12 protein-coding genes and 1 pseudogene are annotated in these 13,039 nt (G+C 36.4%); 6 read left to right on the top strand and 7 right to left on the bottom strand.

What is annotated here, in order from left to right; translation table 11 throughout:
- Positions 1-74: 74 nt before the first annotated feature.
- Complete coding sequence (locus DMP16_RS04520; protein ID WP_069284276.1) at positions 75-1,157, top strand: aminotransferase class I/II-fold pyridoxal phosphate-dependent enzyme; 1,083 nt, start codon at positions 75-77, stop codon at positions 1,155-1,157.
- Between the two features lie 15 nt (positions 1,158-1,172).
- On the opposite strand, the gene DMP16_RS04515 is transcribed toward DMP16_RS04520, so the two are convergent.
- Entirely contained in the window at positions 1,173-2,405 is a 1,233-nt protein-coding gene (locus tag DMP16_RS04515) for an MFS transporter (RefSeq protein ID WP_069284277.1), read from the bottom strand.
- Positions 2,406-2,814: 409 nt separating this feature from the next.
- On the opposite strand from DMP16_RS04515, the gene DMP16_RS04510 reads away from it, so the two are divergent.
- From DMP16_RS04510 to DMP16_RS10920, 3 genes are read left to right on the top strand one after another with little or no spacing between them, the layout of a single operon-like run.
- A complete protein-coding gene (locus DMP16_RS04510; protein WP_069284278.1) occupies positions 2,815-3,666 on the top strand; it encodes a P1 family peptidase in 852 nt (283 codons plus the stop codon).
- Between the two features lie 9 nt (positions 3,667-3,675).
- Positions 3,676-4,464, top strand: coding sequence for an SDR family oxidoreductase (locus tag DMP16_RS10925; protein ID WP_069284795.1), 789 nt, complete (start codon positions 3,676-3,678; stop codon positions 4,462-4,464).
- A 3-nt stretch (positions 4,465-4,467) separates the two neighbouring features.
- Positions 4,468-5,700 carry a M20 family metallopeptidase gene (locus tag DMP16_RS10920; RefSeq protein ID WP_069284279.1) on the top strand — a complete coding sequence of 411 codons (1,233 nt, stop codon included), beginning with the start codon at positions 4,468-4,470 and terminating at the stop codon, positions 5,698-5,700.
- Here the strand turns inward: DMP16_RS10920 and DMP16_RS04500 are convergent.
- Together DMP16_RS04500 and DMP16_RS04495 are read right to left on the bottom strand one after the other, a co-directional pair.
- Complete coding sequence (locus tag DMP16_RS04500) at positions 5,689-6,234, bottom strand: hypothetical protein (protein ID WP_143576925.1); 546 nt, start codon at positions 6,232-6,234, stop codon at positions 5,689-5,691. The genes DMP16_RS10920 and DMP16_RS04500 overlap by 12 nt on opposite strands.
- A gap of 452 nt (positions 6,235-6,686) precedes the next feature.
- Positions 6,687-8,105, bottom strand: a complete 1,419-nt coding sequence (locus DMP16_RS04495; RefSeq protein WP_143576924.1) for a UbiD family decarboxylase — start codon at positions 8,103-8,105, stop codon at positions 6,687-6,689.
- A 147-nt stretch (positions 8,106-8,252) separates the two neighbouring features.
- Between DMP16_RS04495 and DMP16_RS04490 the strand changes: the two genes are divergently transcribed.
- The gene (locus DMP16_RS04490; RefSeq protein ID WP_069284282.1) at positions 8,253-9,203 is read left to right on the top strand and encodes a cyclase family protein; all 951 of its coding nucleotides are present in this window, start codon (positions 8,253-8,255) and stop codon (positions 9,201-9,203) included.
- Here DMP16_RS04490 and DMP16_RS04485 read toward each other — a convergent pair.
- The 4 genes from DMP16_RS04485 to DMP16_RS10915 all read right to left on the bottom strand — a co-directional run bounded on the left by DMP16_RS04485 (position 9,196) and on the right by DMP16_RS10915 (position 12,704).
- Complete coding sequence (locus DMP16_RS04485; protein WP_069284283.1) at positions 9,196-10,230, bottom strand: NAD(P)-dependent alcohol dehydrogenase; 1,035 nt, start codon at positions 10,228-10,230, stop codon at positions 9,196-9,198. The two genes, DMP16_RS04490 and DMP16_RS04485, sit on opposite strands and share 8 nt — an antisense overlap.
- Before the next feature lie 9 nt (positions 10,231-10,239).
- Complete coding sequence (locus DMP16_RS04480) at positions 10,240-11,559, bottom strand: MFS transporter (protein ID WP_069284284.1); 1,320 nt, start codon at positions 11,557-11,559, stop codon at positions 10,240-10,242.
- Between the two features lie 282 nt (positions 11,560-11,841).
- Positions 11,842-12,486: a helix-turn-helix domain-containing protein gene (locus DMP16_RS04475; RefSeq protein WP_069284796.1), complete on the bottom strand. Its 645-nt coding sequence runs from the start codon at positions 12,484-12,486 to the stop codon at positions 11,842-11,844.
- Between the two features lie 56 nt (positions 12,487-12,542).
- The gene (locus DMP16_RS10915) at positions 12,543-12,704 is read right to left on the bottom strand and encodes a hypothetical protein (protein ID WP_156770092.1); all 162 of its coding nucleotides are present in this window, start codon (positions 12,702-12,704) and stop codon (positions 12,543-12,545) included.
- A gap of 65 nt (positions 12,705-12,769) precedes the next feature.
- Between DMP16_RS10915 and DMP16_RS04470 the strand changes: the two are divergent.
- Positions 12,770-13,039: pseudogene (locus tag DMP16_RS04470) on the top strand (AMP-dependent synthetase); the annotation flags it as partial.

Raw genomic sequence — 13,039 nt, 5'->3', positions numbered from 1 at the left:
TCTCGTGAAATGGTGTGTGGACAACAATTTCACGAGATGAAAGGAAATAAATACTGGTTGTCAATCTCTACTATATGTACCCTGAGTTTTGCCTAGAGAGATGGCAATCATTAAGGGATTGGAGGGCTAAATACGTTTTATCAGAAAGTGGTGTTGAACCACTTTCCTCTAGAGAAGTAGAGCTTCCCCCTGAAGTGAAGTTCGAGTATGGGCATACTAAAGGATTGATAAAGTTAAGGGAATTAATTTCAAGCTTATATGAGGTAAAAGACGCAGAGAAGGTTATAATAACAAATGGAGGTGCTGAGGCGAACTACATCACTATCCTATCGTTAATAAAGCCTAATGATGAGGTAATTGTAGAAATGCCAAATTACATGCAAATACCGGGCTTATTAAAGGGTATTAACGCAAAAGTTAAGAACATTTGGCTTAAGGAAGAGAAAGGTTTTCACTTAGACTTGAACGAGTTAAATGAAATGGTAAGTAAGAATACTAAAGCAATTGTAATAACTAATCCAAATAACCCTACTGGAATGGCATTATCTAAAGACGAAATTAAGGGAATTGTTGAGATAGCTGAGGACAATCACGCTTATATAATTTCAGATGAAGTTTACAGAGGTTCAGAGATTGATGGTAACGTTTCTCCTAGTTTTGTTGATTTATACGAAAAGGCTATTAGCACTAACAGTATGTCTAAAGTTTACGGTTTACCCGGCATAAGGATAGGCTGGGTTGTTGCAAATGATAAGGAGATAATAGATAAAATGTGGAGTGTAAGAGATTACACGACAATATCACCCTCAGTTTACAGTCAAGAAATAGCTTATAACGCCTTAATGAGGAGAGAGGAACTGATGATGAGGGCTAGGAACATAGCTTTAACTAATTTCAAGTTATTTGAGGAAATGCTTAATGAAAAAATAAAATGGGTAAAACCTAACGCTACTGTACTTGCTTTCGTAAAGTCAATAGGTGTAGATAACACCTATGAGTTCAGTGAAAGCTTATTTAACAAATATAGCGTATTGATTAACCCCGGTGAGTGCTTTGAAATGCCAGGGTATGTTAGAATAGGGCTAGGTAGTAAGGATCAAAACTTCCTAAGAGAGGCATTAAGTCTGTTCATTAATCATTTAAATACTAAGCATTAGTTAATCCGTCAACTTCTACCCTTCCGAACCTATCCTAGCACTGATCTTTTTCCTTTCCCTAGCCTCCGGAACGTTCCAGAAGAATCTATAGTATAAGTATAGGTTAGTCATGTTCGTTACGAAAGCTAAAGCGAAAGGAAATATGACCGAAACGCTTAGTAGAAATCCTGACAAAAGCGTAGATAAGGCTGAAGGTAATAGTCTTGCAGTTTGATTGGTACCACTCGCAGTAGCCCTTCTCCTACCACTAACTAAGGTCATCATTAAGGCTTGTTGTGCTGGTAATGCGAACACTCTAAAAGAAGTAAATACGATGTAATCAATACTCGCTAGTAAGGGAAGCCTCAAGAAAGGAAAGGCTAAGGTCAAGATAGTCGACACTAGCCTAGTATAGATAATAAATCTGACGAAACCAAGTTTTTCATTCATTATTGGGGTTAACCATATTATTGAGGCTGAGACAATGCCTCCTATAAATACTATGTCACCTATCTGAGCCTGTGTTAATCCGTAAAACTGCTCAAAAATGATTGGTATGAAGGGTATTATTAGACCTTGTGATATACCATTAAACATTCCAGTATAAGTGAACTTTTTAATTATATCTAAGTCCTTCTTCTTAATGGTAGCTAAGTCCTCTTTCTTCTTGTTATCTACTATCGTTTCCTCGTTCAATTTTTTCGATTTCTCCTCTCTTATTGGTATGGCTACTAAGAATGAGGCTAAAGACAATACTAAACCTATCATAAATAGCTCAGTATAATCACTAATGTTAGCAAAAAGGGCACCAAATGCTCCACTATATGTTGATAATGTAGTGAAGATTGAATAAACTTTAGTCAGTTCATCTTTTTTACTTTTCTCAGCTAAAATAGCGGTCTGTATTGGGGCAACAATCGCACCCACACCTCCACCTACTAAACCTCCAGCTATTCCAAATCCTCCTAAGGCTGACGATAATGCTAATAATGCGAAGTTTCTAGTAGTCAAGAGTATTATTATGCTAATTGGCAAGAAGGCTAACGTCATGAGGAGGAACATCTTTTTACTGTACCTATCAGCGTATATTGAGAAAATGAGGGAAAGGAGCGGGGTTGCGAATGCGCCTATACCAAATAGTACGCCTATTTCAACGTCAGTCAATCCTATCTTCAAGAAATATAAGCCTATTACTACTGCTAGGAAGCCTGCTACCAAACTTCTAAGAATTCTTGAAACCATCAGTAAGTAAACGTCAAGTTTCTCCATAAATAATGACTCTCAATAGTTGGAATATAAATCTTCTGTTTACTAACTTAAATATAAACTGTAAAGGTTTAAATTTATCTTTCCTCGAATAGCCCTCCCTTTAGATACTTTAGCACAGTTATGTTAAATCCCTTAGCTAGAGCAATTGGATTACCCCACTTTACCGTGGTCAGTAGTTTCAGTGAGAGAATTAAGTTTATATAACTCCAGTATTGCGGGAGTAATGATCCGGCTCCTACTCTTTATTAGGTTAACCAGAAGGGAGTTTTATGAAAGAAAAATGTCTTAAAAACTTTTACCCCGCCCTAAAAGGCATGGTTTTTAAACCTTTTAATTGCGGAAATAGTGATGATCATTGGTATTTTATTGTCTAGAGAAACATATACTGGGAAAAAGGAGGATGTGATATATGAATAAGAGGATAAGTATTGATGGAGTATTAGTGGGAGGGTATACTGATGATAATGCGAAGTCTGGCTTAACAGTAGTAGTAATGGATAATAGGAACAACACTGTCGGCTTATCTCAAAGGGGTGGATCTCCAGCAACCTTGGGGACTGATCTGTTAAGACCATTACACAGAAGGGATCAATCAGTTGACGCTATAGTGCTTACGGGAAGGAGTGTGTTTGGTTTTAGGGCGGTTAATGGCGTATTATTGGGTTTATACGAGATGGGTAAGGGTTTTAAGATAGGGGATATGAGAGTACCTATTGTAGCAGCTGCAGCTATTTACGACTTCTACGATAATCATATACTACCCACAGAGGAGTGGGGACTTAAAGCTTTGAAAAATTTATCTCAACAAATAATGATTGGAAGATATTGGGCTGGAAGAGGTGCTACTGTTGGTAAACTCAATGGGATTAGAGATGCTAAGCCTTCTGGACAAGGATATTATGAGTTGGAGAAAGGTAAAGTAAAAGTGGGCGTTATCTCAGTGGTTAACAGCATAGGTAACGTCTATGATGAAGAAGGTAATTTGATAGCTGGAAACGAAAGTGATGAAATGAGGTTAAGTACTCCAGGGACGACTTTAGGAGTAGTATTAACCAATGCTAAGCTTTCTAACTCCGATGCTTGTAGAATAGCTAGTAGTGCTGAAAACGGTTTTTCAGCAATCATAAGACCTTATAACCTCTCCTTGGATGGGGACACCGTTTTCACGATATCTACTAACGAAGTTGACGTTAACGTAGATGATCTAATATTTTTAACTTACGAATCCAGTAAAAAGTCTGTGTTATCCATATTTAAGTAGGTGAAGTACATGGATTATAAGGATTTGTTTTCAGTTAAGGGAATGAACGCTGTAGTAATTGGAGCTGCTAGTGGAATAGGGAGGAGTATTTCCGAGATGTTTGTAAGTTTAGGAGGGAAAGTAATAGCAAGCGATGTAAACGAGGAAGAACTAAATAAGTTAATAAATGAGCTCTCCTCAAAAGGATATGAAATTAAAGGAATCAAAGCTGACATTACTAAGGTAGAAGATGTTAGAGACAAGTTATTGCCTTTTATCCTTTCGAATTTCAAGAAAATAGACGCTCTATTTATTACACCTGCTATAAATGTTAGAAAATCTATTGAAAACTACACTTATGAGGAGTTTGATAGGGTTATTAATGTAAATCTTAAGGGTCCCTTTATAGTGTTAAAGGAATTTCTGAAGTTTATGAAAGATGGTGGAAGTGTTGTATTATTCTCTTCAATAAGAAGTATAGTAGTTGAACCGGGACAATCCGCGTATTCTGCTTCAAAAGCTGGTATAGTACAATTAGCTAAAGTAGCAGCAGCTGAATATGGTAAATATAATATAAGGGTTAATTTAATTGCCCCCGGAGTTGTTGACACTCCTTTTACTAAGCAGATAAAGAGTAAGCCAGATTGGTATAAGGCTTATGCTGAGAAGACGATCTTTAAGAGGTGGGCTACTCCAGAGGAAATAGCTAGCGTCGCAATCTTTTTAGTAATGCCTGCCTCATCATACATTACTGGTACCGTCATTTTCGTAGATGGTGGATGGACTGCGATAGATGGGAGATATGAGCCGGAGGTGTAATGGTTGACTGAACTAGATGAGGAGTTAAAACAAGAGTCCTTAAACTTCTTAAAAGAACTAATAAGAATACCTACTGAAAATCCGCCCGGGCTTAACTACGACATTATAGTTAAAAAGATGAAGGAGAAGTTAGACGAGTTAGGCTATAATACTGAAGTCTTTTCCTTGAGTGATGATGATTTAAAGAGATTAGTTAAGTTTGGGAAGGGAGGAAGACATAACTTAGTTGGCTATTTAGGTAATGGAAATATTAGGATAGCCTTTAACGGGCATTACGATGTTGTTCCGGCTGGAGATGGTTGGAGCGTTAATCCCTATGAAGGAATTATTAAAGATGGCAAATTATATGGAAGAGGATCTGCAGATATGAAGTCTGGAATAGTATCCCAGATATATGCGGTTGAGTTGTTGAGAAGGAATAAAGTATTCCCTTCAAACCTTCAAATAGTTCAAACGTTAGTTCCAGATGAGGAGACTGTAGGTAATATTAACGCTGGTACTTATTACTTAGTTGAGAAAGGAATTTTAAAGAAAGGAAAAATAAATTACGTGATTTTCACTGAACCAACTGGTGCAGATAATGTATGTTATGGTCATAGGGGTGCGATATGGGCTATTGTAAGGGTTTACGGTAAGAAAAGTCATGGAGGATTGCCACAATTAGGTATTGACGCTGTGAGAGCATCAACTAAGATGATCCAAGAATTGTACAACTCTCTTCCAGACATAACGTCTAAGTACGAGATAATTCCAGAGGTCTCTAAGAAGCCATCTATTCTAGTGGGAACTGTGAAATGCGGGAATTGGGTTAATACAGTAGCTGACTATTGTGAGTTTTCCATAGTAAGAAGGTTAGTACCAGAGGAAAACCTAGATGAGGTAAGAGGTAAGATCTTAGACATACTAGAAGGAGTAAGTAAAGAGTTTAAGGCAAGGTATGAGTATGATGAGTTTTATGCAATAGATACTATAACGTCAGATGTTAATGACAAAATATATGAAATAATGAGGAGAAAAGTTAAGGAGATTAGAGGTGTAGAGCCTAGGCTTGTATTATCTCCCGGTACTTTTGACATGAGGTTTACTGTAAAAGAGGGAATACTCTCAATTAATTACGGTCCAGGGAGAATAGAGCTAGCCCATGCTACTGATGAATATGTTGAAATTAATGACTTTTACGATTCGATAAAAATATTAGCAATGACTTTAATGGAGTTAAGTAAACTAGATCACTAGGTTTGCCATTATGAAGATTATAATTATTTGAAATATAACTTGACTACCAGAGACATAAATGTTCCTCATTCCCAACTTGACTACCTTATTTAAATCTGGGTCTTCATTTCTTAATTCCAACACTATTCTAACCTCATTAGGTAATATGATTCCAAAACCTTGTATAATTAATATTAGAACGACTACGCCAGATAATAGGATATAGATGCTTTTTAAGTTGAATATTCCTAGCCATGAGGCTAAGAAATATCCGGCAGTAGTTGCCACTGACGCTAGGGATGGCATGAAGAAGAGCATTATTGGAACTAACCTCTTTATTATCTCAGCCCTACCCTTAGGGTCTAACGATCTCAAAACTCTACTCATTACCAAGCCCATGAATAAATCTATGCCCGTCCAAGTTCCTCCAGTTAGCACATGAACGTAATCTAGTATTAGTAAACTTCTTAACGCTAATGCTACCAATAACCCAGCTATCGGTACTAACAAGGTTAATATGGAATAAGGGGTTACAAATTTGGTCGTATATGCCATAATTATATATCTTTACTTTTCTAACTAATATATTTTTTCTAAAGAATGACCTTTGAGTACATTTTGTGAGGGATTAAAAGTATCTTTTCTTAAATCGAGCATATGTGAATGCTGTTATATAAGCCCGGCTTCCTCCCCGCCATAGAGGCTTTCATCACTTTGTAAAAATATTAATAATATTCAGCTTATGGTGAACTAGATTATTTAAATGATTACACATTTATACTTTCAAGACGGGAATATATCTGTGGACAACATTTTTGTTATTTTAATATGAGCATAATTCATTTAGGGAAGTTTATTAACAAAGAGAACGACAAGCCTCGCCCTTTAGGACTAGGAGGAGGTCAGAAAGAATAATTTTTCCGATTAGGTAGTATCTAATTAGGTAGTATCTAAACAGATTAATCTTAATTGCCTTAAAGTGAAATTTTTGATCACGCATAGTCCAGTTACTCCAAGATTTCCCTCCATTTAACGATTACCCTTTCCACAATATCCTCACTAGGTCTTACCTCTCTGGGAAAGTCTTTGTTAAAGGGTTTGGTAGCATATATAATAGCTCTGGATGAGACGTATTCCTTTACGTTCTGCTTCCTTTCAGCCATGGGGTCTAAAGGAGTACTAGGAACGTTCTTAACAATTTCTATTGAATTAATAGGATCTGTTCTAGTACAAATCGCCCATAATACTTGATTTATATCTGACGGATCTATATCTTCATCTACAACTATTACATATCTACCACCATAGGCTGTTAGAGGACTTGTTGCTAATATATGTCCTACCATGGTTTGTTGACCAGCAAAGGATTGCTTAATTGAAACTACTATTAAAGCCCTTAAAAACCCTATTTCGTGAGCCCATACACCCTTAATATCCCTTACCCCAATTCTCTCTAACATATCCCATATCATTGCTGACCTCAGAGGACACCTAAAATAAGAGTAGTCGTAGGGAGGAATACTTGGAGCAGTACCTAAAAGTATGGGATTACTTCTATAATAAACCCTTTTAACCTCTATTACAGGATTTTTCATCCTTCCTCCAGCGTAATATCCCATAAACTCCCCAAAAGGTCCCTCATCTGTTAACTCCCCACTTATATATCCCTCAATCACAATGTCACTCTCAGCTGGAATAGGTAGTCCAGTCTCCTCTCCTCTAAATACCTTAAATCTTTTACCTACTATAGCCCCTGCGTAATTGTACTCAGATATACCTGCTGGGACTTCCATTCCTGCGAAAATGAACAAGTCTAATGGTGGGGAGAATGAAATCGCTATTGGACATTTTTTACCGGCTTTAAGATATTTCTCCACATGTATCCTACCGTGATGAGAAGAATCAATGAATATTGATAACTTATTCCTATCAACTAACATGACTCTGTAAGCTCCTACATTTACCCAATCAGATTCTGGGTCTTTAGTTATTACAGCATCAGCTGTACCTATATATCTCCCTCCATCGAATTCATGCCATTTGGGGGCTGGAAACTTAAAAAGATTTACCTTATCATCACTATCAACGTTCTCAAGGAATACTGCATCATTAACTTCCTCTGGTTCATAGCTTCTGTATTCCTTAGATGCTATGTTTAATCTATCCCTTAACTTTTTCACTAAATCAATATCGTTAAGGGCATTTATATTGAGAGCTAGGTTTACTCTCTTATAATCTAATAATGCCCCAGTTAGTACTCTAAAACCTTTAGGGTAGTCCTTTATTTCGTCGAAGAGTAAAGTAAACTTATGTTTCTTGGCATTTAAGTCAGTTATAGCTCCTATCTCTAAGTTCCAGTCAGCTCCTTTAACTTCTTTTAATAGACCTAAATTTCTTACTTCTTCGATGAACTTTCGTATATACATTATTTTTATATTCTTTTGTAAGCTTTAATAAACATACGTGAACATATTAAAGTCGTTCTTGGCTACATTAACTACCATAACGAGAACGACAGTTATAATTACTGTCTCCCGTAAATTTTTTAAATTTTTTATCATTAATTGTTCCTCATGAGGTATAATTTTGAGGAAGAGGTTAAAAAAGCCCCTAAGAATTGGGGTAGATGGGGAAGAGATGATGAGATTGGTACTTTGAATTACATAACCAGTGAGTATCTTTTAGATTCTTTAAAGGTAATAAGGAAGGGAAAAGTATTCACTTTAGGTTTATGGATAAATAGGAGGGAAGGCGATCCTTTATGGATTGGAAGAAAACCCACTATTCACTTAATGGTTAGGGACGAAAGTTCTTATATGGTAGGTAAATCTAAGCCTAGACCGGGTGGAGGAAAGTCAGCTGACGATATCATCATTATGCACCTTCAAGCTAGTACCCAAGTGGATGCTTTGGGTCACTATTGGAAGGATAACACGCTCTATAACGGTTATGATTCTAAACTCACTATAGGAGGATTAGTTAAGGATGACGTGAGTAAGTTAGCTGAGAAAGGTATTGTAGGCAGAGGTGTCTTGTTGGACGTAGCTAGATATAAGGGAAAGAGTAGTTTAGATAAGGGAGAAATGATATCGTTTCAAGATTTATTAGAGACAGCTAAGTCGGAAGGGGTAAGGTTAAAGAAGCGTGACATCATACTCGTTAGGACCGGTTTTTTGAAGACTTTTTACGAGAAGGGAGCTGAAGAGTTTTATAAGGATTTTAATGAGCCTGGAATAACTTATGAGCCGGAGTTAGTTAATTGGTTCTACGAAAATGAGATAATTGCTTATGGCTCTGATACGATAGCCTCTGAGCAGACTTATTCTAGCACATTGGGAATAATGCTCCCCTTACATATTTTCTTCTTAAACTATTTGGGCATGCCTATAATGGAGATGTTATGGTTAGAGGAATTAGCTGAAGATTGCTCAAGGGATGGGCAATACGAGTTCTTCTTCGTAGCATCACCACTGAAAGTCATAGGAGGTACCGGTTCACCCATAAATCCCGTTGCAATTAAGTAATTTTAAGAACTTGCCTTCCACTAACTTTACCTTTTTCCAAGTTTTCTAAAGCTTCATTGGCTTCTTCTAGGCTTAAGGTTCTAGTTATAGCCGGCTTTATTTTACCATTCTCAGCTAATTTTAACACTTCTAGAAAGTCCTTCCTGTTACCAGTTAAGGTGCCGATAAATTGCCATCCCATGGAGTGAAGCTTTAAACCCGCATCATGAGGTAAACCTCCTCCAAAAGTTCCCACTTTGATGTATTTTCCCAACTTGGATAGGAAGGTGTAGTAATTATTAATAGTCGTCTCAGATCCTACAAAGTCTACAATCACATCAACACCCCTATTATCCGTTATTTTCATCAATTCTTCTTTATTTACCTTGCTCATTACGTAATCTGCCCCTAATTTAGAGGCTAATCTTAATCCATCATCACTTACGTCAACCCCTATAACTAAACTACCATAAACTGCCTTAGCTATTTGAATGGCTATACTACCCAATCCCCCTCCAGCTCCAATTATCATTACACTCTTCGCTGGATTTAGCTCTCCCAATCTTAAGGCTCTATAAGCTGTTACTCCCGAACAGGCTAAGGGTGAGGAGTCTAAAGTTGATAAATTCCTTAACTTATATAAATACTTGTAATCTGGAACTACTACATATTCCGCATATCCTCCGTTCATACTAATCCCTAACCACTTGGGATTATCACAGTATTGATCTTCTCCGATTTTGCAGTAATAACATGAACCATCACCTATCCAAGGATTAATCAAAACTTTATCACCTTTACTAAATCCACTTACTTCATCCCCAATCTCCTCAACAACTCCAGATATTTCATGACCTAATATTAACGGAAGTTTGGGTTTTTCCATACTAATTCTATTGTAAATTACTCCACTTTTTACCGAAAGATCAGTGTGGCAAACTCCAGTATATTCGACTTTAACTAATACTTGACTTCCTCTTATCCTCGGCGTTTCAATATCATTTAATCGTAAAGGTTTCCCAAACTCGTTTAATAACATTGCCTTCATTCCATACCACTAACCAAGTTTCTCTACTTCCTTAATTATATTTCCTCTCGTCTCTTGAGTCAATACTGATCCTATCAATATTATTAATCCCGCAAAGATGATTGAATAAAACATTACAATGGGGAATTTGGGGAATCCACCTACTGAGGCAAGTATCAGGCTAATAATCGTTGGAGAAGCTCCAGCTATTGCAAATCCAGTGTTCCATGTGAACGCTACTCCAGTACCTCTAACACTTGTAGGATAGATCTCATTCAAATAAGTCATCACTATCCCTCCTCCGAAGTCGCTTAATAAGCTTATTAAGAAGGCTGTTAAAATTATTGAGTTTAGTACATGAAGAGAACCTAAGTATAGGAACAGAGGTGAGACCACTGCTATGACTATAATACCTCCAATCAAACTCATTAATTTCCTTCCAATGTGCTGGGATATTTCGCCTCCTAGCGTTGGACCGATTATTACTCCTATAGATGCAATTATTAGCGTTATTGCAGCTTCAGTTTTAGGCAACTTATTAACTTCAGCTAAAAAGGTTGGAAATAATCCTTGAGGAATGTAATACATCAAAGCCCATCCGACTGTTATTACTAACGCTATACCTAAGGCTCTTCTATATTTTTTAGTAAATAACTCTCTAACGGGAGATTTAACTAATTCTCCTTTAGACTTTATCTTATTCCACATCTCGGACTCTGGCGTCAAATAGTTAACGAATAAGAGAACTATCAGCGGTAATAGTCCTCCTAAGAACATCACTCTCCAACCCCATACTAAGTATTCAGAACCTGGATAAAGTATCGCCGTTAAGTAAAACCATCCTGCAGCTATTAAATAAGCAATACCTGCAGCAGAGAATCCAAGACCCCCTACCCAGCCTCTATGTCTCTCTGGTACGGATTCTGGACCTATAGTATGACTACCACTAGTAACTCCTCCCACGAAAAATCCTTCAGCTAACCTTAAGATGATTAATAGTATAGGTGCGATTATTCCAGCTATCACGTATGTTGGTAATGCCCCTTGTAGCGTTGCAGTGATTACTAAACCTAAAATGCCGTAAAAAATCGCCCTCTTCCGCCCGGACTTATCGGAAATTTTCGTTCCGAAATACGTAGCACCAACGGGTCTCATGATAAAGGATGTTAAAAAACTTGCGTAAGTTGCAGCTATGGAGAGGAGTAATATCTTTGAGGGAAAGAAGAGCTCAGCTATGAAAGGTGTGACGAAGAGTATGCTAAACAAGTCGTATAGGTCGAAGGTCCAAGCTAACATTGTTGCCAATATCCATTTAATATGCTTACTAGTTAATTTATCGTCTTTTTTCATAACAATACCCTTTTTTCACTAATCCTTTTTATATATAAGTATGTGTTACATTTTATGATTATAAATATAAAAAAGGTTAGACAATACATTTTCTAAACCTACTCTTCCTCGAATATAATAGAATACCGAATAGGTTTAGCCCAACCGTAATTTTAAATGTAAGAACTAATCAAATAGAGTATAAAATTCTTATTTTTTAACGTAATGCTCTTACAAATCTTTCAATGCTATAAGACTTTTTAATCATTATTTTTATGGATTAACGTTATTTCGAAAAATCTTTTACACCGTTTCATGTCTCCTCAGTAGGCTCTCTACCATTTTCTTCTCGATTTTTCTTAAATGATAGATTAATGTTGATTCTCTAATCCCTAACATTTCAGCTAACTCCTTAGACTTGACCTTTCTGGGATAATCAAAGTAACCCATTTCATACGCTAATGAAAGTATCTTTAATTCATCATCTTTTAAAGAGTTTTGGGGCAAGTCGTCCTTTATAGTCACATTTCTAATATCTGCAACCTCATCTAATTCCCTTAAAACCTTGTTTATCTTATACTCGTATAATAGCAAATTCCAAATCTCCATCCCATTATACTTCATAGTATTCAATAAAATGCCGTTATTGTGTGAAATCACTGAAAATACTGAGTTATCATAATCCCTAGCTAAGTCTATGAATATTTTATCTCCATATCTATAAACGTTGAAGATGTCCTTTATTCTCTCTTCAAATTTTAACTTACTTATCTCTTTATATCCCTTTTCCGACACTGTTGCAAACACTCTTAGAATGTTTTTTTCAGGATAGGGAGTTATGTTTATTATCCTCACTAAGTCCTCATTTGAATAGTATCTGCTCCAACAATTCTCATGAATTACAATAACTCTAACAAATTTTAAAGGGAAATTTGTGAAGTTCCTCACATAATAATTTATCTTCACGAGATTTATAAACTATAATGTCGTTGATATTCTGGTAATCAAAGATGAGATAAAATTAAGGAGTAGAGTAGTAATCCTAAATTCTCCCTTACTACTGACTTCCTCACCTTAGAGGTCTCATCATCGATTAAGTCTCCTCTAATATTCCACTTACGCGTGACTATTAGCCTTATTTGACTTTCCAAATTCTTAATCCTCATTAAACTTCGTTACACTTCAGCAAGTTAATAAAAATTATTTAAGACTAAAGTATATCATATTCTTGATGGTAGAAGTAATTAGAGATAAGAAAATTGTGTTGAAGCCAAATTTAGATAATTACGATGAAATATATAAGAGCTTTAGTTGGGACAAGATAAGAAAAGAAATAAATTACATTGGAAACGTGAATCCGGCTGAACTAGCAGTCAGTAAAAAAGAAGGCTATGGCTTACTTTGGGTAAGTGAAGAAGGGGAAACTAAAAGATATACTTTCAAAGATTTAGAGAAGAAGGCTTCAATATTCAAAGATGTTTTAACGGGACACGGTGTGAAT

The organism is Sulfolobus sp. B1 (assembly GCF_007050195.1).
Taxonomy (GTDB): Archaea; Thermoproteota; Thermoprotei_A; order Sulfolobales; family Sulfolobaceae; genus Saccharolobus.
The sequence above is the reverse complement of the archived record's forward strand: the minus strand, read 5'-3'. Positions and strand labels throughout refer to the sequence as shown.